Below are 23,013 nucleotides of genomic sequence, written 5' to 3' on the forward strand. Positions count from 1 at the left end.
GGGGTTCACCCCGCTATGGACAGAGGCCCCGTCCGTGTGACACGGACGGGGCCTCCGGGTGACCGAACGGGGGATCAGACGCCCCGGAACCGGTTGATGCCGGAGAGGTGCTTCTCGCGCTTCTCCGGGTTGGTGACACCGAGTCCCTCCTCGGGCGCCAGCGCGAGCACGCCGACCTTGCCCTGGTGGAGGTTCTGCTTGACGTCGTTGGCGGCCTGGCCGGTCTCGGTCAGCGGGTACACCCGCGACAGCGTCGGGTGGATCATGCCCTTGGCGACGAGCCGGTTGGCCTCGTAGGCCTCGCGGTAGTTCGCGAAGTGCGAGCCGACGATCCGCTTGAGGTTCATCCACAGGTAGCGGTTGTCGAACTCGTGCATGTAGCCCGAGGTCGAGGCGCAGGTGACGATCTGGCCACCCTTGCGGGTGACGTAGACCGAGGCGCCGAAGGTCTCGCGGCCCGGGTGCTCGAAGACGATGTCGGGGTCCTCACCGCCGGTGAGCTCGCGGATCTTCGCGCCGAGCCGCTTCCACTCCTTCGGGTCCTGGGTGGTCTCGTCCTTCCAGAACTTGTAACCCTCGGCGTTGCGGTCGATGACCAGCTCCGCGCCCATGTCGCGGCAGATCTGGGCCTTCTCCTCCGAGGAGACGACGCAGATCGGGGTGGCGCCGCCGTTGAGGGCGAACTGGGTGGCGTACGAGCCGAGGCCGCCGGAGGCACCCCAGATCAGCACGACGTCGCCCTGCTTCATGTCGGCGCCGTTCTTCGACACCAGCTGGCGGTACGCGGTGGAGTTGACCAGGCCCGGGGACGCGGCCTCCTCCCAGGTGAGGTGGTCCGGCTTCGGCATCAGCTGGTTGGACTTGACCAGGGCCAGCTCGGCGAGGCCGCCGAAGTTGGTCTCGAAGCCCCAGATGCGCTGCTCGGGGTCCATCATCGTGTCGGAGTGCCCGTCGGGGCTCTCCAGCTCGACCGAGAGGCAGTGCGCGACGACCTGGTCGCCCGGCTTCCAGCTGTTCACGCCCGGCCCGGTCCGCACGACGACACCGGCGAGGTCGGAGCCGACCACGTGGTAGGGCAGGTCATGCCGCTTGGCCAGCGGCGAGAGCTTGCCGTAGCGCTTGAGGAAGCTGAACGTCGAGACCGGCTCGAAGATCGAGGTCCAGACGGTGTTGTAGTTGATCGCACTGGCCATGACGGCCACGAGCGCCTCACCGGGGCCGAGCTCGGGGACCGGGACGTCCTCGACGCGCAGGCTCTTGCGCGGGTCCTTCTCCTTGGTGGTCAGACCCTCGAACATGTCCGCGTCCTCGGCGCGGACGGTGACGCCCTGGTAGTGCTCGGGCACCTCCAGGCCTCCGACGTCGGTGAACCGTCCGGCGAGGATGGCGTCGCGGATGTCCTTCACTGCTGGCCTCCGATGGCGACGTTGTCAGGGGAGTCGGGTGGGCTCACCCGATGATGCTTGGGATACCGCAAGTTACTGCGTAGTATCTTAACCGTAGGTCGCCGGTGAGGGTGATACCCGAAGTGCGCTTCGTGATGCACCCCACCGGACGTCCGTACTGTCCTTCGGGACGGGGTCGTGTCTCGTCCGTCAGTGCGCGTCCGCGGCCGGCTCGACGAGCTCGACCAGCACTCCACCGGCGTCCTTCGGGTGCACGAAGTTGACCTTCGAGTTCGACGTGCCGCGGCGCGGGGCGTCGTAGAGCAGGCGCAGGCCCTTCGCCCGCAGCGCGTCCGCCGCGGCGGCGACGTCGGTGACCCGGTAGGCGACCTGCTGCAGCCCCGGGCCGTTGCGGCCGATGAACTTCGCGATCGTCGAGTCCTCGTTCAGCGGGGCGAGCAGCTGCACCTTCGTGGCGCCGGCCGCCTCGCCCGGTGCTCCCAGCATGGCCTCGCGCACGCCCTGCTCGGTGTTGGTCTCGGTGTGCACCGCGACCAGGCCCAGGTTCTCCGCGTACCAGCGGATGGCCTCGTCCAGGTCGGGCACCGCGATGCCCACGTGGTCCACGGCCACGACCAGCGGCGACAGGGCGTCCTCGGTTGTCGTCATGGGGGCAGAAGCTACCGGTTCTACTCGTCGGTAGGAGCCTGTGCCGCTGGTCACCCCCACCGTTCGGTGCGTCCGGACGGGTCGTGGCCGTGGGTATGGTGGCGGCCCACCTGACAACGAAGCCTGATGGAGGACCCCGTGTCCGGAACCGTGATCGTCGCCGGCGCCCGCACCCCGATGGGCCGTCTGCTCGGCTCCCTGAAGGGCTTCTCCGGGGCCCAGCTGGGCGGCGTCGCCATCAAGGCCGCGCTCGAGCGCGCCGGTGTGGCCCCCGACCAGGTCCAGTACACGATCATGGGCCAGGTCCTCACCGCCGGCGCGGGACAGATCCCGGCGCGTCAGGCCGCCGTCGAGGCCGGCATCCCGATGGACGTCCCGGCGCTGACCATCAACAAGGTCTGCCTGTCCGGTGTCGACGCCATCGCGCTGGCCGACCAGCTCATCCGCGCCGGCGAGTTCGACATCGTCGTCGCCGGTGGCCAGGAGTCGATGACCCAGGCCCCGCACCTGCTCACCAAGTCCCGCGAGGGCACCAAGTTCGGTGACACCACCCTTACCGACCACATGGCCTACGACGGTCTGTTCTGCGCGTTCGACCAGGTCGCGATGGGTGCCTCCACCGAGAAGTACAACGAGCGCTACGGCCTGACCCGCGAGGAGCAGGACGCCTTCTCCGCCCGCTCGCACCGGCGCGCCGCCCGCGCCGCGCAGGACGGCACGTTCGACCAGGAGATCGCCCCGGTCGAGATCCCGCAGCGCAAGGGCGACCCGGTCGTCTTCTCGACCGACGAGGGCGTGCGCGGCGACACCACCACCGAGGGCCTCGGCAAGCTCCGTCCCGCCTTCGCCGCCGACGGCACCATCACCGCGGGGTCGGCCTCGCAGATCTCCGACGGCGCGGCCGCCGTGGTCGTGATGAGCAAGGCCAAGGCCGAGGAGCTGGGCCTGGACTGGATCGCCGAGATCGGCGCGCACGGCGTCGTCGCCGGTCCGGACGCCTCGCTGCACGAGCAGCCCGCGAACGCGATCGCCAAGGCGTGCGAGAAGGAGGGCATCCAGCCCGCCGACCTCGACCTCGTCGAGATCAACGAGGCGTTCGCCGCGGTCGGCATCGTCTCCGCCCGCAAGCTCGGCATCGACGAGGAGAAGGTGAACGTCGACGGCGGCGCCATCGCCCTCGGCCACCCGATCGGCATGTCCGGCGCGCGGATCGCGCTGCACCTGGCGCTCGCGCTCAAGGCGCGTGGCGGCGGCGTCGGTGCGGCCGCGCTGTGCGGCGGCGGTGGCCAGGGCGACGCGCTGATCGTGCGCGTCCCCAAGTCCTGATCTCCGTGTAGTCCACGTCGGCCCCCGCCTCGGCGGGGGCCGACGTGCATCCGCCCCCCGACAAGGAGGCCGACCGTGCCCGGACCGCCGGACCCCCGCGACCTGGTGGAACGCGCCCGTCGCGGCGAGCAGCTCGCCGTCGCCCGGCTCATCTCGATGGTGGAGAACGCCGGCCCGCAGCTGCGGGAGGTGTCGGCGGCGCTGTCGCCGCACACCGGGCGGGCGCACGTCGTCGGGCTGACCGGGTCCCCGGGTGTGGGCAAGTCGACGTCGACGTCGGCGCTGGTCACCGAGCTGCGGACGCGCGGGCGCCGGGTCGGGGTGCTGGCGGTGGACCCGTCCTCACCGTTCAGCGGCGGGGCGCTGCTGGGCGACCGGGTGCGGATGGGCGACCACGCCGACGACGACGGCGTCTTCATCCGGTCGATGGCCACCCGCGGGCACCTGGGCGGGCTGTCCTGGGCGACGCCGCAGGCCCTGCGGGTGCTCGACGCCGCGGGCTGCGACGTCGTGCTGATCGAGACCGTCGGCGTCGGGCAGTCCGAGGTGGAGATCGTCGGGCTCGCGGACAGCACCGTCGTGCTGCTCGCGCCCGGGATGGGCGACGGCATCCAGGCGGCCAAGGCCGGGATCCTGGAGATCGGCGACGTCTTCGTGGTCAACAAGGCCGACCGCGAGGGGGCCCGCCGCACGGTGCGCGAGCTGCGGAACATGCTCCACCTGCGCACCCCGGACGGCGCCGAGCCGTGGGAGCCGCCGGTGCTCTCGACGGTCGCGTCCCGCTCGGAGGGGATCGGGGCCGTCGCCGACGCCCTCGACGAGCACCTCGCCTGGGCCGAGAAGTCCGGTGAACGGGAACGGCGGCGTCGCGAGCGGGCGCGCCGTGAGATCGAGGGCATCGGGATGGAACAGGTCCGGGCCCGGATGGAACGGGTGCGTGGCGGCGACGCGCTCGACACCCTCACCGAGCGGGTGCTGGGCGGCGAGCTGGACCCGTGGGCCGCCGCCGACGAGCTGCTGGAGCAGTCGGGCTGAGCCGATGTCCCCCGGTCAGGGGGGCGTGGCCCCGGGCAGCGTCGAGAGCCGGTCGAGGACGCGCTGCGACCCGGTGCGCAGGGCGAGTGCCCGGGCCCGGGCGTGGGCGGCCCGCGCGGCGGGGCCGTCGCCGTCGCGCAGGGCGGTGAGCACCTCGTCCAGGGCGAGGTCGGTGCGCTCGCGGACCGGGCGCTGCGGCGGGCCGTCGGCGCCGGCGAGCCACGCGGGGGCGGTGTGGACGTCGATGGTCGGGCAGGGCCCGGTCTCGCCGCTGTGCCCGGCCTCGTCCCCGGGGGCGGCCCCACCGGGCCCGGCGGCGCCCGTCGAGGTGGCCGCGCGCCCTCCGGTGGTGCCGTGCGGTCCGGCCGGATCCGGAGCGCCGTCCTGCGCGTCGACGGCCGGCAGCTCGGCCAGCAGCCGCTCCCGCCGGTGCCGGGCCTCGTCCGCGGCGCCCGGGTCACCGGCCCGCAGGGCCGCGGACTCCGCCTCGACGTAGGCCGCCCACGCCCGGTCCGGGGCGGCACGGTCGCGTTCCTGGTCCCCGAGCCGCAGCGCGGCCGCGGCGAGCAGCCCGGTGAGTGCCCGCACCCGGCGCGGGTCCCGCGCGTGCGCGGCCGGCTCGCGCAGCTGGGCGACCACGGCGGCCACCGCGTCGTGGGCGGCGGCGGTGCCCAGCCGGTCGTCCAGCGCGGTGGTGGCGGCCCACTGGGCGCGCAGCAGGTCCAGCTCCTCCTCCCCGACGGCGGCGGCCCGCTCCAGCGCGGCGCGCAGCCGCGCCGCCCCGTCGAGGGGGTCCGGCCCGGTCGCGTCGGCGAGGCCGAGCCCGGCGGGGGTGCTGTCGTACAGCTCGGCCAGGAGGGCGCGGTGCGCGGCGTCCGGGACGGCGTGGCCGTTCTCCCAGCGCGACAGCTGGGTCTTCAGACTCGCGGCCCGCGCGGTACCGCCGCTCCCGGCGACGAGCTCGGCCAGCGCACGGGCCGCCTCGGACTGGGACCAGCCCCGCCGGTCGCGCGCCGCCCGCAGCGCCGCGCCGGTACCGGGCCGGGCGGGGGAGGACCGGTCGGTGGAGGGCGGTGGAGCGTGCACGCGACCGATTCTGTCGGTGCCCCGTCGTAGGGTCAACACCGTTGACGCAACCCGCGTCACCACCACCCCCGAACCCTCCGGAGCGTGCCCGTGGACCTCATCGACTACCTGGCGTGCGTGGGTCTGTCCGGCCTCAGCGGAGCGCTGGCCGGGCGGGCCGCGGTGCGGCGGATGCTCTGGCCCCGGCCGCCCCGCGGATCGGTGATGCGCAGCTGGCGCGGCCCGGGACACGGCGGTCCGCCACCGGGCGGGCCGCGACGGCGGAGACGGGCCGGCTGAGGTGCGCGGGTCAGGCGAAGTCGCCGGCGGCGCGGCGCACCGAGCGCAGCAGCGCGGTCAGCTGCTCCTCCTCGGCCGGGTCCAGCCCGGACAGGCCGAAGTCGATGCCGGTCACCGCGGCGGTGGCCTTCTCCAGCCGGGCACGCCCCTCGGTGGTCAGCTCGACCAGGGTGGCGCGGCGGTCGGTGGGGTGCGGCATCCGCCGGACGAGGTCGTCGCCCTGCAGGCGGTCGACGATGTTGGTCACGCTCGTCGGGTGCAGCTGCAGGCGCTCGCCCATCACCCGCATCGGGAGGCTGCCGCGGCGCGCGAAGTCCAGCAGCACCAGGGCCTCGTAGCGGGCGAAGGTCAGCCCGTGCGGCCGCAGCGCCGCGTCGACGGCGGAGAGCAGGATCTGCTGCACCCGCATCACGCTGGTGACCGTCGCCATCGTGCGCGCGGGGCCGACCCGCTCCTCCCAGAGCTCGGCCGCACGCTGGATCGGGTCGAAGGGGAGCGACCCGCGGGATGCCATGGCCCGACGCTAGCAAGTGCCGTGACCGGATCCGTTCCGTATGCCGGGCGTGGCACGGTGTCGGCATGCTCTTCGCCTTCAGCATCGCCCCGTCCGGATCGGACTCCGGGGACGGCAGCGTCGGTGCGGCCGTCGCCGAGGCCGTCCGGGTGGTCCGCGAGTCCGGCCTGCCGAACGAGACCACCTCGATGTTCACCACCATCGAGTCCGAGACCTGGGACGAGGGGATGGCGGTGGTCAAGCGCGCCGTCGAGGCCGTCACCGCCGTGTCGCCGCGGGTCAGCCTGGTCCTCAAGGCCGACATCCGGCCCGGGTACCAGGGGCAGCTGCAGGCCAAGGTGGAGCGGGTCGAGGAGCACCTGCGCGGAGGCGGCGCGTGAGCGCCCCGGCCGCACCGGGGGCCGGGGGACCCGGCCCGGCCCGGGTCGTGCTGGTCCACGGCGCCTGGCACCGCGGTGTGTCGTGGGCGCCGGTGGCCGGGGCACTGGCGGCCCGGGGTGTGGAGGCGGTCACGCCGGACCTTCCGTCCGACACGCCGGGGGTCGGCCACGCCGAGCTCGTCGACGCGGTCCTGGCCGGAGCCGGCGACGGGCCGGGCGGGCCCGGTACCCGGGGCGACGGTCCGCCGGTGGTGCTGGTCGGTCACTCGCTCGGCGGTCTCGTGGCCACCGCGGCCGCCGGCCGGATCGCCGACCGGGTCCGGGCGCTGGTCCTCGTCGCGGCGCTCGTCCCCGAGCCGGGTCGTCCCTACCGGGACCGGATGCGTGCCGAGCGCGACCTGATGGTCGCCGGCTACGACGCCGAGGTCCGTCGCGGCCCGGGGGTCAGCACGTACTGGCCGGACGCGCGGGCGGTCGCCGACGGGCTCTACCGGGGCGTCGCCGACGAGCTCGACGCGGCGGGACGCGACGGGCGGGCCGAGGTCGCGGACGCGGCGGCGGAGCTGCGCCCGCAGGACTGGTCGCTGCTCGCCGAGCCGTGCCCGGTGTCGTCGTGGCCCGCGGTGCCGACGGTGTCGGTGGTGTGCGCGGGGGACCGGGTCGTCAGCCCCGTCGCGGGACGGCGGGAGGCGGACCGGGTCGGGGCGCGGCTCGTGGAGCTCGCGGGCGGGCACTTCCCGATGCTCACCCGGCCGGAGGAGACGGCGGAGCTGCTGGCCGGGCTCGCCGCGCCGGCCTGACGACGGGCCCTGCCGGCCGACGCGCACCGGGGCGGGGTCCCCGGAGCGGCGGGGGCCGGGACGACGACGGCCGGTGACGGGAGACCCGTCACCGGCCGTCGGGCGTCCGGACCGGGTCCGGAGGCCGTGTCGTCGTCGCGGCGTGCCGCGAGGAGAGCCGTCGTCAGCCCGCCATGATCGTCGAGAAGTAGTACACGCCGGCGAGGATGCCGACGAAGCTGACGGTCATGCCGATCTGGGCGAGCTTGGCCATGCCCGGCTTGCGGTAGGCGAGGAAGCCGGTGACCAGGCCCGCGGCACCCAGGATCCAGGCGGCGATCGGGACGAGGAACGCGGCGATCGCGATGATGCCCAGCGCCAGCGACGCGTAGGCCAGGGTCGGCTTGTCGGTCGTCTGCATGTTGCTCATCGGGTTGGAGCCCTCCGTTGTGCGCCGGGGTGCCGGCGGTCGTTCTGTCGGGGAAGGGAACCGCGGGGTGGGGCAACCGGGGGAACGCCCCGCCGCGATCACGCAGAGTCAGCATCGAGTCCCTGCAGGGTGTTCAACGAGTGACGAGGCCCGGTGTTGCTCCGCCGGTCCGGTGATCGTGGGAGCGCCGTCGTCCCCGCCGTCGGCCGTGCGGCCCTGTACCGGGGGCCGGGCCGGCGACCGAACGGCGCAGGGGCGGCCGGACGGAGCAGCGTCGCCCGGGTGCGGGGAGGGAACGGTCGAGGAGGGAACGGGGCCCGGAGTCGGCGAGGGGATGACGCCGACCGGCTGGGGCGCACGCGTCGCGCGGGGGCGCGTGTCACCGGGCGGGGCGTGTCACGCCGGACACACGGACGTGCCAGGATGGACGGCGTGTCTCGCCCAGATCCTCGTCAGGCGGCCCAGCGTGCGGCGATGTCCTCGGCCATGGCCGGGGCGGTCGACCTCTCCGGGCTGAAGGCCCGTGCCGATGCGGCGAACCGGCCCGCCCCGTCCGGCGGTCCCGCGGGTGCTCCGCCCGCGCCCGGTGGGGGCGACGGCTCCTGGGTCGTCGACGCGACCGAACAGGGCTTCCAGAACGAGGTCCTCGAGCCGTCGCTGCAGGTCCCGGTCGTCGTCGAGCTGTGGGCCAGCCGCTACCCGCGCGAGGAGCAGCTGTCGGCCGAGCTGGAGCGGCTCGCCTCGACCGGTGGCGGCGCGTGGCGCCTGGCCCGGGTCGACATCGACACCCAGCCCCGGGTCGCCCAGGCCTTCGGCGTGCAGCAGGTCCCGATGCTGGTCGTGCTCGTCGGCGGTCAGCCGGTCGACGCGGTCAACGGCGCGATCCCCGAGGACAGGGTCGCCGAGTGGGTGACGTCCCTGCTCGACGCGCTGCGCGACCGGATGCCGGCCATCGCCGAGGGTGAGCGCCGGGCGGCCGCGGCCGGTTCGGACGAGCCCGTCGAGGAGCCCGAGGACCCGCGCTTCACCGCCGCCGAGGACGCCCTGGAGCAGGGCGACTATGCCGCCGCCGAGGCCGCCTACACCGCGATCCTCGACACCGAGCCCGCCAACGAGCAGGCGAAGGCGGCGCTGGCGCAGGTCCGCTTCCTCGCCCGTGCGGAGCAGGCCGACCCGTCGTCGATCGAGCGGGCCGACGCCGCGCCCGACGACGTCGACGCCCAGCTCGCCGCGGCCGACGCCGAGCTGGCCGCCGACCGGGTCGAGGCCGCCTTCACCCGGCTGGTCGGCACCGTCGCCCGGACCGGCGGCGAGGACCGTGACCGGGCCCGCGGGCACCTCGTCGGGCTCTTCGAGCTCTTCCCGGCCGACGACCCGCGGGTCGCCACGGCCCGGCGCGCGCTCGCCCGCGCCCTGTTCTGAGCCGGACCCCGTCCCGATGACCCACCGGCCGCCGGTGGTCCACCCGCGGACCCCCCCGGCCGCCGGATCCGGTGCCCACGGGGACCGGGGCCGTATCGGCCGGCCGGCGGGATACGCGGTGACCGCAGACCTCCGGTCGGGCCCCGCCGCGGCGGACCCCGTGCGGACGGGGTGGACCGGGCGGACGGCGCGGCGGGCGCGTGCGGTGCGCGACGGCGTGCACCGCCTCGCCCGGCCGGTGGCCCCGGTCGTCGCCGTCGCCGCGTTGGTGACCGCGGCACTGCTGTTCCTGCTGGGCGGCCCGCCGTTGCTGCGCTGGATCCCGGCGACCGACATCGCGCGGATGCACGTCGACTTCGACACCTTCCGGGCCTCGGCGTACGCGCTGGTCCAGCACGGTCCGGGCAGCGCCGCGATCTACGACACCGGCGCCCGTCTGCACAACCTCAACCCACCGCTGCTGTCGGTGCTGCTCGCGCCGCTGGCTCTGCTCGACCCGGTCACCGGCTACCGGCTGCTGACGGCGCTGTCGGTGCTGCTCGTCGCCGGGGCGGTGCTGCTGGTCTGCCGGGAGCTGCGGCTGGGCCGCCGCCGGACGACCGGCGCGCTCGTGCTGGCGCTGGCGTCGTCGCCGCTGCACGGGACGCTGCTGCTGGGCCAGATCTACCCGCTGCTGCTGGCCGGGCTGACCGCGGGCTGGATCGCCGAACGGCGCGGGCACCCGCTGCTGGCCGCCGCCTGCTACGGCGTGACGGTCGCCCTCAAGCCCTCACTCGCGCCGGTGCTGCTGCTCCCCGCCGTGCAGGCCCGGTGGCGGCCGTTCGCGGCCGGGATCGCCGCCGCGGCGGTCGCGACGCTCGTCGGCGTCGCCGTCGCCGGGTGGCCGACGGCGTTCCAGTGGCTGGCGATGGCGCTGGTCGAGCCGGTCGGCCCCACCCCCGACAACGCCTCGCTCCCGGGCCAGGCGCTGCGCTGGGGGATCCCGACCGTCGTCGGGACCCTCGTGGGCGCGGCGGTCGCCCTCGGCACGCTCGTCCACCTCGGGCGGCGCACCCGCCGGCACGGAGCCGGCCCGGCCGCGGGCACCGACCCGGGCGGGACGGCGCTGTTCGCGGTGCTCGCCACCGGTCTGCTGGCCGCGCCCATCGCCTGGCACAACTACCTGCTGCTGCTCGTGCCCGGGCTGCTGGCGCTCGTCGCGTCGGGGGAGGCGGGGGACACCCGCCGCCGGGTCGTCGTCGCGATCGGGTGTCTCGCCGTCGTCCCGGTGAGCTGGTCGGATCTGTGGGCCGACGGCGGCTGGGCGACCCCGCTCGGGCGGGCGCTCTACACGGCGGTCCTCCTGGTGACCTGGTGGTCGCTGCTGCGTCCGGCGACCGGACCGGTTCCCGACCGGCCCTTCCGCTCTGCGGAAGAGTTGACCCGCGCACCGGCCTGACGGTCCAGACTCCGCGCCACCGAGACGCAAGGAGGCTCCCGGATGGCGCAGACGTCACGACCCGACCCCGCACGCGGACCCACCACCGTCCCCGACGCGGTCCGCCATGGGGGCTGGGTGGCCCCGCTGTGCTGGGCGGCGGTGGCACTCGAGGGCTTCGACCTGGTGGTGCTCGGCGTCGTCCTGCCGTCGCTGCTGGAGGAGCCCGCCTGGGGCCTGACCCCGGCGACGGCGTCGCTGGTGTCCACCGCCGGGCTGCTCGGCGTGATGGCCGGCGCCCTCTCGGCGGGCCCGCTCGCCGACCTCGTCGGCCGCCGCCGAGCCATGCTGGCGACCGTCGTCGCGTTCTCCGTGCTGACGCTGCTGTGCGCGGTCGCGACCGGCCCGTGGACGTTCGGCGCGCTGCGCTTCCTGGCCGGGCTCGGCCTGGGCGGGGTGCTGCCGGTGGCGCTGGCGATGGTGAACGAGCACAGCAGGCCCGGGCGCGGCGGCAGCGCGACCACGACCCTGATGACCGGCTACCACGTCGGCGCCGTCGCGACCTCGCTGCTCGGGATCCTGGTCATCCCGGTCTGGGGCTGGCGGCCCATGTTCGTGCTCGGCGCGCTCCCGGCGATCGTCCTGGTCCCGCTGCTGGCCCGGTACCTGCCGGACACGCTGCCCGCCGAGGCCCGCGCGACGGCCGCACCGGCCGGGCCGCGGTCGCGCAACCCGGTCGCCCAGCTCGTCCGCGACGGCTACCTGCGCTCGTCGGTGGCGTTCTGGGTCGCCTCGTTCATGGGACTGCTGCTGGTCTACGGCCTCAACACCTGGCTGCCGCAGATCATGCGGGTCGCCGGGTACGGGCTCGACGCGGCGCTGGCCCAGCTGCTCGTGCTGAACGTCGGCGCGATCGTCGGGCTGCTCGTCGCGGGCCGGGTCGCCGACCGGATCGGGCTGCGCACGGCGACGGTCGGCTGGTTCGTCGCGGGCGCGGTGTTCCTGGCGCTGCTCGCGGTGCCGCTGCCCGGCGGCGGGATCTACGTGAGCGTCCTGCTCGCGGGCGTGTTCGTGTTCAGCTCGCAGGTGCTGGTCTACGCGTTCGTCAGCCGGCACTACCCGGACCACGCGCGGGCCTCGGCGCTCGGGGCGGCCAGCGGGATCGGCCGGCTCGGTGCGATCTGCGGTCCGATCCTCGGCGGTGTGCTGCTCACCGCGGGCCTCGCCTACCCGTGGGGCTTCTTCGCGTTCGGGGCGGTCGCCGCGCTGGGGGCCCTGGCGGTACTGGCGGTGCCCGCCGACCGGCGCGTGACGGGGTGAGCCGATGGCGCGCGTCTGGATGGGCCCCGACGACGAGCCGTCGGGCAGGCCACCGGTCGACGGCGACCGTCCCCCCGTGGGCGGCGCCGTGACGGGGAGCACGGGTCCGGCACGGCCGACGACGGCCCGTTCCGACCTGCCCGGCGAGGAGCCCGACACGGCCGAGCGCTGACCCGCGACCGGCCCGGCGCGGGGCCGGGCCGGTCGCGGGGCGGAGCTCAGTCGCCCGCGGTGGTCCCGGTGTCCGACGCGCCCGTCCCGGAGCTCCCGTTCACGAACGTGCCGGTGCGTACCGCCCGGACACCGACGGTGCCGGGTGCGGGCGCGACCGAGGTGGAGACCGGACCGGCGTCCGGGGCGTCCTCGGAGTCGTCCGGCCCCGGGTCGACGAGGTCGGCCGGGTCCGCCGGGGCGGCGGAGACCCGCAGGTCGTCGTCCGGGGTCACCGGTGCCTCGACGTCGGTGTCCTCCGGCTCGTCGGGCAGCGCGGCGGCCGGCAGCGGCGGCGGGACCGTCGCGGCCGGGGCCGCCTCCTGCGCCGGGGCGGACAGCACCGGGCCGCCGGTCTCCTCCGGCACCAGCCACAGCACACCCGACGGCGGGAGCCGCAGCACCGCCGACGCGGGCTGGCCGTGCCACATGACCTGCTCGCCCTTGACCCGGCCGAGGTTGCCCACCCCGGATCCGCCGTAGGCCGACGCGTCGGTGTTGACGACCTCGGTCCAGTTCCCGGCGAACGGCAGGCCCACCCGGTAGTCCTCGCGCGGGGAGCCGGAGAAGTTCGCGACGCAGGCCAGCACGGTGGCGCGGCCCTCGGCGTCGACGCCGTGGCGCAGGAACGAGAACACGTTGCCCTGCGCGTCGTTGGCGTCGATCCAGCCGAAGCCGTCCGGGGTGGTGTCGCGCGACCACAGCGCGGACTGCGCGCGGTAGGTCCGGTTCAGGTCCCCGACGAGGGTGGTGATCCCGCCGTGCAGCGGCTCGTCGCTCTGCAGGTGCCAGTCCAGCGACCGCTGCTCGGACCACTCGCGCGGCTGCCCGAACTCACCGCCCATGAACAGCAGCTGCTTGCCCGGGTGCGCCCACATGTAGGCCAGCAGCGCGCGGACGCCGGCGGCCTTGTTCCAGTCGTCGCCGGGCATCCGGGTCCACAGCGACCCCTTGCCGTGGACGACCTCGTCGTGGCTGATCGGCAGCACGTAGTTCTCGCTGAACGCGTACATCAGCGAGAAGGTCATCTGGTTGTGGTGGTAGCTGCGGTGGATGGGGTCGCGCCCGGTGTAGTCGAGCGTGTCGTGCATCCAGCCCATGTTCCACTTGAGCCCGAACCCGAGACCGCCCATGTAGGTGGGCCGGGTGACGCCCGGCCACGCGGTGGACTCCTCGGCGATCGTCACGACGCCCGGGTGCTCCCGGTAGACGGTCGCGTTCATCTCCTGCAGGAACGCCACCGCGTCGAGGTTCTCCCGGCCACCGTGGACGTTCGGCAGCCACTGGCCGTCGGCGCGGGAGTAGTCCAGGTAGAGCATCGAGGCGACCGCGTCGACGCGCAGGCCGTCGATGTGGAACGACTCGAGCCAGTACAGCGCGTTCGCGACGAGGAAATTGCGCACCTCGTTGCGGCCGAAGTCGAACACGAGCGTGCCCCAGTCGGGCTGCTCGCCGCGGCGCGGGTCGGCGTGCTCGTAGCAGGCCGTGCCGTCGAAGCGGGCCAGCGCCCACTCGTCGCGCGGGAAGTGCGCGGGCACCCAGTCGACGATCACGCCGTAGCCCGCGCGGTGCAGCCGGTCGACGAAGTACCGGAAGTCGTCGGGCGTGCCGAACCGCGAGGTCGGGGCGAAGTACGAGGTCACCTGGTAGCCCCAGGACCCGCCGAACGGGTGCTCGGCCACCGGCAGCAGCTCGACGTGGGTGAACCCGGTGGTGTCCAGGTAGGCCACCAGCCGCTCGGCGATCTCGCGGTAGTCCAGCCCCGGCACCCAGGAGCCGAGGTGCATCTCGTAGACGCTCATCGGCTCCGCGTGCGGGCGGCGCTGCGCGCGGTCGGCCATCCACGCGTCGTCGGTCCACTCGTACACGTCGCGGGTCACGACCGACGCCGTCTGCGGCGGGATCTCGGTGGCGAAGGCCATCGGGTCGGCCTTGTCCCGCCACCGGCCGTCGGGGCCCAGGATGCGGAACTTGTAGCGGTCGCCGACGCCGACGCCGGGCAGGAACACCTCCCAGACCCCGGAGCTGCCCAGCGAGCGCATCGGCAGCGCCCAGCCGGCCCAGCCGTCGAAGTCACCGGTGACCCGCACACCGCGGGCGTTCGGGGCCCAGACGGCGAAGCTGGTCCCGGCGACCGCGCCGGAGGGGGTGTCGTAGTCCCGGACGTGTGCGCCGAGGACGTCCCACAGGCGTTCGTGCCGTCCCTCGCCGATGAGGTGCAGGTCCATGTCGCCGAGCGTCGGCAGCCAGCGGTACGGGTCGTCGACCGTCTGCTCGGTCGTGCCGCCGGCGCCGTCGCCGTAGGTCACGAGCAGCCGGTAGTCGCCGCCGGAGCCGGGGACGAGGCCGGAGAACAGCCCGGCGTCGTGCACCCTGGTCAGCTCGCAGGCCTGCGCGCGGTCGCCGTTCGGCAGCACCGCCACCGAGACGGCGTGCGGCCGCAGGACACGGACCACGGTGCCGTCGACGTGCGGATGCGCGCCGAGCACCGAGTGGGGGTCGTGGTGGGCACCGCCCAGGAGCCGGTCGGTCGTCGCCTGGTCCGGTGCGTACGCATCGGTCTCGGAGCGGGTCGCTCGGGTCTCCTCGGAGGTCACTGCGGAACCGTACTGCGGGTGACGAACGCCCGCCGCGCGCGGTCGCACAGTGTTGCCGGATCGCAGTCGAGCGTGAGCGGACCGGGTCAGGCCCGCCCGCGCCGGCGCCGGTGGCGCCCCAGCGCCCGTTCCAGGACCGCCCGCAGCGCGACGGCGGCGCCGTCCCAGGTCTGCTCGGCGGCGCGGGCCCGCACCGCGTCGGAGCGCCGGGTCCAGGTCGTGTCCAGCCCGCGCACGGCGTCGGCGAAACCGGCGTCGTCACCCGGCGCGACGAACACCCCGGCGTCGCCCGCGACCTCGCGGAAGGCCGGGATGTCGGTGACGACGACCGGGCAGCCCCGCGCCATGGCCTCCAGCACCGGGAGCCCGAAACCCTCGTCGCGGGAGGCGGAGACCAGGGCAGTGGCGCCGTCGAGCAGGGCGCGGTAGCCGTCGTCGTCGACGCCGTCGTGGAACACCGGCCGGGCCGGTGCGGCGAGCCGCGCCAGCTCCGCGCGCACCCCGGGCGGGACGGGGGAGACCAGGTGGAGCTCGTGCCCGGGCAGCCGGGCCGCGGCCCGGGCCAGGGTCGCGACGTCCTTGTAGGGCATGAACGACCCGGCGTAGACGATCCGGTTCCCCGGCGGGCGGGACCGCGTCGGCGTGCCGGGCGGCAGGTGGAAGTCGGTGGCGTCCGGGACGACGGCGACCTCCCGGCGGGACAGCCGGTGCGCCGCGACCAGGCTCGCGGTCGCGGCGGACACGCACGCGACGGCGTCGGCGCCGGCCAGCAGCAGCCGCTGCGGCCACCACGACAGGTGGTAGGCCCGCCACACCGCCCGCACCGGCGCGGGCAGCCACGGCGGCGGCGCCGGATGCCGGTAGTAGATGAGGTCGTGCACGGTGAGCACCACCGCGTAGCGGCGCCCGAGCGTGCCCATCGTCTGCATCGGGCTGAAGACGACCGCATCGGGTGACCCGGCGACGATCCGGTTCACCCGCCGCGCGACCAGCGGCTCCCCGGCCCCGGTCGGGGCGGGCAGGGTGTGCGCGGGCCGGTCGGGCAGCCCGTCGCGCTGGCGCGGGTCGGACACCAGCAGCTCCACCGGGGCGATCCGGTCCAGCGCGCGGACCAGGCCGGTGGTGTAGCGGCCGATGCCGTCCGGGCGTCCGGGACGGATGTAGCGGCAGTCGACGAGCACCCTCACCGCGCCACGAAACCCCGGATCTCGCGGGCCGCCCACGCCGGGGCCTCGTAGTGCACGAGGTGGCCGGTGCGCGGCAGCAGGACCAGCCGGGCGTCGGCGAAGGCGGCGGCGAGCGCGTGCTGCCCGGCCGGTGGGGCGACCCGGTCGCGGGCCCCGGCCAGCAGCAGCGTCGGCACCGTGATCCGGGGCGCCCAGGGCCGCACCGAGCCGGAACCGGCGGCGCGGAAGCACTCCAGCAGCGACGCCGTCGTGGCGAAGGTGCCGAAGTGGGCGCGGTGCTCGTCGGAGATCCAGTGACGCAGCAGCGGGTCGCGGGTGGTGGTCATCGACAGGGTGGCCGCGTCGGCGAGCAGCCTGCTGCGCAGCACGCCGTCGAGGCCGAACCGGGCGGCGCCGGAGTGCAGCAGCGCGGTGGCCGCCGTCCCGAGGCCGGTGACGCCGCCGGCGCCCGAGGCGGGCTCGGCGATCGGGTTGACCAGGACCAGCGCCCGCGGGGTGGTCGCGGCCGCGGCGCAGACGGCCGCGGCCACGATCGACCCGAACGAGTGCCCCAGCAGCACCGTGTCCGGGCCGAGGTCGGCGAGCAGCGCCGAGGCCCAGCGGGCGTAGCCGTCGACGTCGTGGGTGCGGTCGGTGAACGGCGGCGACGCCCCGAACCCGGGCAGGTCCGGCACGACGACGCGGTACCCGGTCAGCCGCGACGCCAGCGGCGCGAGCCCGTGGTGGCTGCCGCGCAGCCCGTGCAGCGCCAGCACCGGTGCCCCGTCCGGGTCCCCGAGGGTGTGCACGACGGTGGGCGCGCCGTCGACGACGTGCACGGGAGAGGCCACCGCGAGGGCGGGCGCCGGCGTCGCGGTCACCGCCGGGTGTCCGCGTGCCGGCGGGCGCGGCGCGCCGATCGGAACGCGCGCACCGGCACGACCGGGCGGGCCTTCGTCCGGTACAGCTCCTCGAAGGTGTCCACCGTGGTCGCCAGCGAGTGCTCGGAGGCGATCCGCAGGCTCGCCGCCCCCAGCGCGGCCGCGCCGTCGGGGTCGCCGAGCACCCGGGACAGCCGGTCGGCGAGCGCGGCGACGTCGCCGTGCGGGTAGCGCCAGCCGTTCACCCCGGGGCGGGCCAGGTGCGGCAGCGCACCCGCGTCGACGGCGACGACCGGCTTCCCGGTCGCCATCGCCTCCAGCGTGACCAGGCTCTGCAGCTCGGCGGTGCCGGCGTTCACGAACACGTCCAGGGCCGGGTAGACGTCGGGGATCTCGTCGTCGGTGAGCCGGCCGGTGAAGGTGACCGCGTGCTCCAGGTGCTCGGCGCGGACCAGCGCGCCCAGCCGGGCCCGCTCCTCGCCGTCGCCGACGACGACCAGCCGCGCCGCGGGCACCGCACCGGCGCGCAGCAGCGCGGTGGCGCGGACCAGCTCGTCGACGTGCTTCTCCCGGTCCAGCCGCCCGACGAAGCCGACCAGCGGAGCGTCGGCGGGGATGCCGTGCCGGGCGCGGAACGCGGGCCCGCGACCGGTGGTGTCGGGCCGGAAGCGGCCCAGGTCCAGGCCGTTGGACACGGGCAGCACCGGGCCGGGGACGCCGCCCTGCTCGGCCATCGACGCGGCCAGCGGGGTGGGCGCGGTGACCAGCCCGGCCCGGCTGAGCACGCGCACCGCGTCCCACCAGAACAGCTTCTTGAGCCCGGACTCCGGCAGGTGCAGGAAGCTGATCGCCGGGATGATGTTCTCCGGAATCATGTGCGTGGTCGCCATCGACGGGACGCCGAGGTCGGCGGCCGCGGTGAGCAGCATCCGGCCCAGCACCATGTGGCTCTGCACGTGCACGACGTCGGGCCGGACCCGGCGCAGGATCGCGCGGCAGGTCCGGCGCAGCCCGGGCGGCGGGCAGAGCCGGAAGTCCGGCGGCTTGGGGACGCGGCAGGAGCGGACCCGGTGTTCGGTCACCGGCCCGACCCGGCGCGGCGGGACGCTGCGCAGGCCGCGCGACGGCGCGACCACGTGCACCTCGTGCCCGCGGGCGGCGAGCTCGGCCGCCAGCCGCTGTGCGGCGTAGCTGGCCCCGTTGACGTCCGGTGCCCAGGTGTCGGCCCCGATCAGGACGCGCACACGTTCTCCTTCCGCGAGGTCCTGACACGCACCCACAGCGCGCGCCCGGCCACGAGCACCAGGCCCACGCCCAGCCCCACCGCCACGATGATCCACGGCCGGTCGGCCAGCTCCGCGGCGAACCGGCCCCCGACCACCCAGCCGATCCCGACCAGCAGTGCCGAACGCACTGCCGTCAGCGGGACCACCCAGGCCACGAACCGCCGGTACGACACCCCGGCCAGGCCGATGGCCAGGAACGCGGGGATCGCGCCGACGTCCACCAGTTTCGCGCCCAGCACCAACCGGCCCGGACGGCCCCCCACCTTCGCGCGCAGTGCGTCCCAGCGCCGCTCGGTCAGACCCAGCCGGACCAGCAGCGGAGCGACGGCCGGGCGGCGCCCGCCGCGGCCGAGGACGTAGAAGACGGTGTCGGCGACGACGTCGGCGGCGAACGCCACCAGCCACACCACCCACCAGTCGAGCAGCCCGGCGCCCGCGAGCGAGCCCGCGACGACGCTGACGACCGGCCCCTCCACCAGCACACCGAGGAACAGCACGGCCAGCGTCACGCCGAGCGTGGGCCCGTCGGGGCGCTGGACGAGGCCCAGGACCCCGTCCAGACCGTCCACACCGAGCAGACCGGCCGGGGTCACGACAGGTCCTCGGGCCGGGTGGCGGGTGGTCGTCTCACGGTGGGTGTCCTCCTGGTCGGGGAGGATTCCACGATCCCGCGCCGGGCCGCCCGGGGAGTCGGGCGTCGCCCCGGCGTCGACGGCGGGAAGGTCCGGTGACCACCGGGTGTCGCCGACGGCCCGGACGTGCTACGCGGTGCTGCGCGCGATCGCGGTGAGCGGGATCGGCAGCCAGGTCGGACGGCTGCGGGTCTCGTAGAGCACCTGGTAGACGGCCTTGTCCAGCTCGTAGGCGCGCAGCAGCGCGGCGTGCGCGCGTGGGTCCTCACCGGCGCGGGCGGCGTAGCCGGCGCAGAACGCGTCGCGGTTCGCGGCCGACCAGTCGTGAGCGAGACGTGCCTCGGTGGTGTCCGAACCGAGACCTGCCCCGGGCGTGTCGGACCGGGTCAGCAGGTGGTGGAAGGCGGCGTAGTCGAAGGAGAACAGCATCCCGACGACGTCGCGCACCGCGGAGTCCGGCGCGCGCCGCTCCTCGGGGGAGGCGGCCGGCTCGCCCTCGAAGTCGATGACCAGCCAGCGGCCGTCCGGGCGGCGCAGCGTCTGCCCGAGGTGCAGGTCGCCGTGCACCCGCTGCACGACGACGGGCGCGCCCAGCGCGGCCACCTCGTCGTAGACGGCGCGGATCGCGGGGACGTGCGGGGCGAGCACCGGCACCTGGTCGGCGACCTCGGTGCACCGCCGCGTCCAGTACGCCGCCAGCTCGCGCGGGTCGGCCTCGGAGGTGCCGAGCTCGGCGCGCAGCGCGACGTGCACGTCGGCGAGCGCCTCACCGAGCGCGCGGGCGTCGCCGGTGAAGTCGGTCCGGTCGCGGACCGCCGCGGTGGCCCGCTCCCAGCCGTCGTGCGAGCCGGCCGCGAACTCCTGCAGCAGCGCGAAGGTGGCGGGCTCGCCGTCGAGGACCCCCTCGATCCCGCCCTGCAGCGCCGCGACCGACGTCGACCCGGCCGCGCGCAGCGCCCGGTGCAGCTCCAGGTCGGGGTTCAGACCGGGGGACAGGCGCCGGTAGACCTTGAGGATGGAGCGCTCGCCCCAGCGGACCGAGGTGTTGGACTGCTCGGCGTCGACGACGCGGCCGGTCTCGGTCAGCGGCAGCACCGCGCCCGGCTCGGGCACGAACGACAGGTCACCGGCGGTCGCGCCCTCGGCGATCAGCCGCAGCAGCAGCGCGGTGACGGCCGGGTCGTGCAGGCCGTCGTAGAGGACCTGCCCGTCGTGGCCGCCGATCGGTGCGGCCCCGACCGGGGCGTGCGGGGCGCGGGCCAGGAGCAGCTGGTAGTGCCGGTCCGGACCGTCGGCGAAGGACACCGCGAGGACCAGCACCTCGAGCCCGGTGACGCCCTCGGCGGCGGGCAGCGGGTGCCGCGACGCGACGGCGACGCCGGTCAGCGGACGCCCCTTCTCGGCGAACCAGCGACGCCCGGGCAGCCAGTCGCGCAACAGGCCCGGGAGCGCCGTCAGGTCCTCGGAAGCTCCGGTCGGCCGCACGCGTCGTCCCCCTCCTGCCGGGCGTCCGCCCGGCCTGTGAACACCACCGCGGACCGGTCGCGACCACCGCCCGCACCACGTCCGGTACCGGTCGGCGCCACCCGGGCCCGCAGGCGAAAACCCTAACCGGGACAGGCCGACCCGGCCGGGTCAGGAGGTCGGGTGGGCGGTACTGTCCGTGTCGGATCGACCACCCGTTGGTCACGGGCGGTGATCACGCTTCTGTCCGGCATCCCCGTGCCGGGAAACCCATACTGGACGTGGTGCCCGCGGGTACCCCGCGACGGTGCGCACGCGCCCGCGTGCGGATCGCCGTCGCAGGGCGCACCGTGGGCCGGACATGCCCAGAACCTGCCCTGACCTGCCCCCCACAGCGACCGGAGGACCGGCGGCGTGACCGAGCGAGAGCCGAAGGCCGACATCCCCCCGACGATCCCGGAGACCCAGGCCCGGATCGCACCGGCCGATCCGCTCGCCGCCGTCGAACCGGTGCCCGCCGAGGCCGAGCACGTCCCGGAGCCACCGGACGTGAACTTCGCCGAGTACTACCACGAGGCGCGTCCGCGCACCCTGCGTCACCGCGCCCGGGTGCGGTCCACGGTGCGGCGCCGGTCGGTGTCGCAGGACGGCCCGGCGTCGGGGGAGAACCCGGTCTACGTGTCGTGGCTGCTGTCCCAGTCGATGCTCGGCCACGCCGACGAGCTGGCCCGCCAGTTCTCCGGGCAGGGCTCGATGTGGCAGAACCCCTACGCCAGCCCCGGCCCGCGGCACGCGGTCGAGACGGCGTCGGTGTGGTTCACCGCCTACCCGATCTCGCTGATCACCGCCTCCGGCGAGTCGTTCCTGGCCGCACTCGGGAACGAGGAGCTGTGGCAGGCGTTCGAGACGATCGGCATCGAGGGCGTCCACACCGGGCCGGTGAAGAAGGCGGGCGGGCTCTCGGGCTGGCAGCCCACCCCGAGCGTCGACGGCCACTTCGACCGCATCTCCAACGAGCTCGACCCGGCCTTCGGCACCGAGGACGAGTTCCGTGCGATGTGCGCGACCGCCACCTGGCACGGCGGCACGATCATCGACGACATCGTCCCCGGCCACACCGGCAAGGGGCCGGACTTCCGGCTCGCCGAGCTCGCCTACGGCGACTACCCGGGCATCTACCACATGGTCGAGATCGAGCAGTCCGACTGGGGGATGCTGCCGGACGTGCCGCCGGGGAAGGACTCGGCCAACCTCGACGCGGCGACAGAGGAGGCGCTGGAGAAGGCCGGCTACATCGTCGGCCGGCTGCAGCGGGTCATCTTCTACCGCGAGGGCGTGAAGGAGACCAACTGGTCGGCGACCGGCGAGGTCACCGGCGTCGACGGCGTCGTGCGGCGCTGGGTGTACCTGCACTACTTCAAGGACGGCCAGCCGTCAGTCAACTGGCTGGACCCGACCTTCGCGGGCATGCGGATGGTCATCGGCGACGCCCTGCACTCGCTGGCCGACCTCGGCTCGGGTGCGCTGCGCCTGGACGCGAACGGCTTCCTCGGCGTGGAGAAGGCGGGCTCCGGGAACCCGGGCTGGTCCGAGGGGCACCCGCTGTCCGAGGCCGCGAACCACCTCATCGCGAGCATGGTGCGCAAGGTCGGTGGGTTCACCTTCCAGGAGCTGAACCTGACCGTCGACGACATCAAGGTCACCTCCGAGGCGGGCGCGGACCTGTCCTACGACTTCATCAACCGCCCCGCCTACCACCACGCGCTCGCGACCTCGGACACCGAGTTCCTGCGGCTGACCCTGCGCACCGCGCTCGACCTGGGCGTCGACCCGGCGTCGCTGGTGCACGCGCTGCAGAACCACGACGAGCTGACCTACGAGCTCGTGCACTGGACCGCGGGCCACACCGACGAGCTGTTCCACTTCCGCGGCGAGGACATGCGCGGCGGGGACCTGGCCGACACGATCCGCCGCGACCTGTGCGACGTCCTCACCGGGCCGGACGCGCCCTACAACCTGATCTTCACGACGAACGGGATCGCCTGCACCACCGCGACCGTCATCGCCGCCTCGCTCGGCATCTCCGCGCTCGACGACATCGGGCCCGACGACGTCGGGCGCATCCGGCGGGTGCACCTGCTGCTGGTCATGTTCAACGCGTTCCAGCCCGGGGTGTTCGCGCTGTCGGGCTGGGACCTGCTCGGCATGCTGACGCTGCCGCCGGACTCGGTCTCGGACCTGCTGAACTCCGGGGACACCCGGTGGATCTCCCGGCCGGCGCACGACCTGATGGGGCACCGGCCGGACGCCGAGAAGTCCTCGTCGGGCATGCCCCGCGGGCGCAGCCTCTACGGGTCGCTGCCCGACCAGCTGACCGAGGAGACCAGCTTCGTCCGCCAGATGCAGGCGATCCTGGCCGTGCGCAAGCGCTCCGGGGTGGCGACGGCCCGTCAGGTCGACGTGCCGGACGTGTCGCACCGCGGCCTGCTGGTGATGGTGCACCTGCTCGACGACGACCGGACCAGCGTGACCGTCCTGAACTTCGCCGACGAGCAGGTGGACGCGTTCGTGCGGTCCGAGCACCTGGCGCCGGGCGCGACCGTCACCGACCTGTTCTCCGGCGAGACCGTCGGGACCGTCGACGACCTCAACGGGTTCCGGATCGGGATGGCCCCGTTCCGGGCGACCGCCGTCGTCCTGGAGCCCCCGGCGGACGACGCCGACGAGGACTGAGC

At 75.0% G+C, this 23,013-nt stretch carries 21 protein-coding genes; 10 read left to right on the top strand and 11 right to left on the bottom strand.

The features are described 5' to 3' along the window. Positions 1 to 74 precede the first annotated feature (74 nt). On the bottom strand, positions 75 to 1,406 hold the full coding sequence (gene ccrA / locus KPL57_RS01515) for a crotonyl-CoA carboxylase/reductase (RefSeq protein ID WP_062397321.1): 1,332 nt from the start codon (positions 1,404 to 1,406) through the stop codon (positions 75 to 77). 189 nt (positions 1,407 to 1,595) lie between these two features. Beyond that, positions 1,596 to 2,054, bottom strand: a complete 459-nt coding sequence (gene mce / locus KPL57_RS01520) for a methylmalonyl-CoA epimerase (protein ID WP_062397320.1) — start codon at positions 2,052 to 2,054, stop codon at positions 1,596 to 1,598. A 138-nt stretch (positions 2,055 to 2,192) separates the two neighbouring features. Between mce and KPL57_RS01525 the strand changes: the two genes are divergently transcribed. Together KPL57_RS01525 and meaB are read left to right on the top strand one after the other, a co-directional pair. After that, complete coding sequence (locus KPL57_RS01525) at positions 2,193 to 3,380, top strand: acetyl-CoA C-acetyltransferase (RefSeq protein ID WP_226350096.1); 1,188 nt, start codon at positions 2,193 to 2,195, stop codon at positions 3,378 to 3,380. A gap of 75 nt (positions 3,381 to 3,455) precedes the next feature. Continuing rightward, the gene (meaB, locus tag KPL57_RS01530) at positions 3,456 to 4,415 is read left to right on the top strand and encodes a methylmalonyl Co-A mutase-associated GTPase MeaB (RefSeq protein WP_226350097.1); all 960 of its coding nucleotides are present in this window, start codon (positions 3,456 to 3,458) and stop codon (positions 4,413 to 4,415) included. A 15-nt stretch (positions 4,416 to 4,430) separates the two neighbouring features. Here meaB and KPL57_RS01535 read toward each other — a convergent pair whose 3' ends face one another. Further along, on the bottom strand, positions 4,431 to 5,501 hold the full coding sequence (locus KPL57_RS01535; RefSeq protein WP_226350098.1) for a hypothetical protein: 1,071 nt from the start codon (positions 5,499 to 5,501) through the stop codon (positions 4,431 to 4,433). Between the two features lie 84 nt (positions 5,502 to 5,585). Between KPL57_RS01535 and KPL57_RS01540 the strand changes: the two genes are divergently transcribed. Next, complete coding sequence (locus KPL57_RS01540) at positions 5,586 to 5,780, top strand: hypothetical protein (RefSeq protein ID WP_145983083.1); 195 nt, start codon at positions 5,586 to 5,588, stop codon at positions 5,778 to 5,780. Between the two features lie 10 nt (positions 5,781 to 5,790). Here the strand turns inward: KPL57_RS01540 and KPL57_RS01545 are convergent, their stop codons facing one another. Then, positions 5,791 to 6,294, bottom strand: coding sequence for a MarR family winged helix-turn-helix transcriptional regulator (locus KPL57_RS01545; RefSeq protein WP_062397315.1), 504 nt, complete (start codon positions 6,292 to 6,294; stop codon positions 5,791 to 5,793). A 65-nt stretch (positions 6,295 to 6,359) separates the two neighbouring features. Here KPL57_RS01545 and KPL57_RS01550 point away from each other — a divergent pair, with 65 nt between their 5' ends. Continuing rightward, entirely contained in the window at positions 6,360 to 6,674 is a 315-nt protein-coding gene (locus KPL57_RS01550; RefSeq protein WP_073578490.1) for a thiamine-binding protein, read from the top strand. Beyond that, a complete protein-coding gene (locus tag KPL57_RS01555; protein ID WP_226350099.1) occupies positions 6,671 to 7,474 on the top strand; it encodes an alpha/beta fold hydrolase in 804 nt (267 codons plus the stop codon). Before KPL57_RS01550 ends, KPL57_RS01555 begins: the two co-directional genes overlap by 4 nt. Positions 7,475 to 7,637: 163 nt before the next feature. On the opposite strand, the gene KPL57_RS01560 is transcribed toward KPL57_RS01555, so the two are convergent. Further along, positions 7,638 to 7,883, bottom strand: coding sequence for a hypothetical protein (locus KPL57_RS01560; protein ID WP_062397308.1), 246 nt, complete (start codon positions 7,881 to 7,883; stop codon positions 7,638 to 7,640). A 474-nt stretch (positions 7,884 to 8,357) separates the two neighbouring features. Here KPL57_RS01560 and KPL57_RS01565 point away from each other — a divergent pair, with 474 nt between their 5' ends. The 4 genes from KPL57_RS01565 to KPL57_RS01580 all read left to right on the top strand — a co-directional run bounded on the left by KPL57_RS01565 (position 8,358) and on the right by KPL57_RS01580 (position 12,214). Beyond that, complete coding sequence (locus KPL57_RS01565; RefSeq protein ID WP_226350100.1) at positions 8,358 to 9,305, top strand: tetratricopeptide repeat protein; 948 nt, start codon at positions 8,358 to 8,360, stop codon at positions 9,303 to 9,305. Positions 9,306 to 9,423: 118 nt separating this feature from the next. Next, positions 9,424 to 10,743 carry a glycosyltransferase family 87 protein gene (locus KPL57_RS01570; RefSeq protein WP_226350101.1) on the top strand — a complete coding sequence of 440 codons (1,320 nt, stop codon included), beginning with the start codon at positions 9,424 to 9,426 and terminating at the stop codon, positions 10,741 to 10,743. Positions 10,744 to 10,785: 42 nt separating this feature from the next. Beyond that, positions 10,786 to 12,042 carry an aromatic acid/H+ symport family MFS transporter gene (locus tag KPL57_RS01575; RefSeq protein ID WP_226350102.1) on the top strand — a complete coding sequence of 419 codons (1,257 nt, stop codon included), beginning with the start codon at positions 10,786 to 10,788 and terminating at the stop codon, positions 12,040 to 12,042. A 4-nt stretch (positions 12,043 to 12,046) separates the two neighbouring features. Further along, a complete protein-coding gene (locus KPL57_RS01580; RefSeq protein WP_226350103.1) occupies positions 12,047 to 12,214 on the top strand; it encodes a hypothetical protein in 168 nt (55 codons plus the stop codon). Positions 12,215 to 12,260: 46 nt separating this feature from the next. Here the strand turns inward: KPL57_RS01580 and glgB are convergent, their stop codons facing one another. The 6 genes from glgB to KPL57_RS01610 form a co-directional block, all read right to left on the bottom strand. Beyond that, on the bottom strand, positions 12,261 to 14,849 hold the full coding sequence (gene glgB / locus KPL57_RS01585; RefSeq protein WP_226350104.1) for a 1,4-alpha-glucan branching protein GlgB: 2,589 nt from the start codon (positions 14,847 to 14,849) through the stop codon (positions 12,261 to 12,263). An 86-nt stretch (positions 14,850 to 14,935) separates the two neighbouring features. After that, the gene (locus tag KPL57_RS01590; RefSeq protein WP_226350105.1) at positions 14,936 to 16,036 is read right to left on the bottom strand and encodes a glycosyltransferase family 1 protein; all 1,101 of its coding nucleotides are present in this window, start codon (positions 16,034 to 16,036) and stop codon (positions 14,936 to 14,938) included. Further along, positions 16,033 to 16,896 carry an alpha/beta fold hydrolase gene (locus KPL57_RS01595; protein WP_226350106.1) on the bottom strand — a complete coding sequence of 288 codons (864 nt, stop codon included), beginning with the start codon at positions 16,894 to 16,896 and terminating at the stop codon, positions 16,033 to 16,035. Before KPL57_RS01595 ends, KPL57_RS01590 begins: the two co-directional genes overlap by 4 nt. Continuing rightward, entirely contained in the window at positions 16,893 to 18,140 is a 1,248-nt protein-coding gene (locus KPL57_RS01600) for a glycosyltransferase (RefSeq protein WP_226350107.1), read from the bottom strand. The genes KPL57_RS01595 and KPL57_RS01600 overlap by 4 nt, the downstream gene beginning before the upstream one ends. After that, on the bottom strand, positions 18,128 to 18,775 hold the full coding sequence (locus KPL57_RS01605) for a DedA family protein (RefSeq protein ID WP_226350108.1): 648 nt from the start codon (positions 18,773 to 18,775) through the stop codon (positions 18,128 to 18,130). The genes KPL57_RS01600 and KPL57_RS01605 overlap by 13 nt, the downstream gene beginning before the upstream one ends. A 168-nt stretch (positions 18,776 to 18,943) precedes the next feature. Continuing rightward, positions 18,944 to 20,299, bottom strand: coding sequence for an aminoglycoside phosphotransferase (locus tag KPL57_RS01610; protein WP_226350109.1), 1,356 nt, complete (start codon positions 20,297 to 20,299; stop codon positions 18,944 to 18,946). A gap of 393 nt (positions 20,300 to 20,692) precedes the next feature. Here KPL57_RS01610 and treS point away from each other — a divergent pair, with 393 nt between their 5' ends. Beyond that, entirely contained in the window at positions 20,693 to 23,011 is a 2,319-nt protein-coding gene (treS, locus tag KPL57_RS01615; RefSeq protein ID WP_226350110.1) for a maltose alpha-D-glucosyltransferase, read from the top strand. Positions 23,012 to 23,013 lie beyond the last annotated feature (2 nt).

The organism is Pseudonocardia sp. ICBG601, from assembly GCF_020496245.1.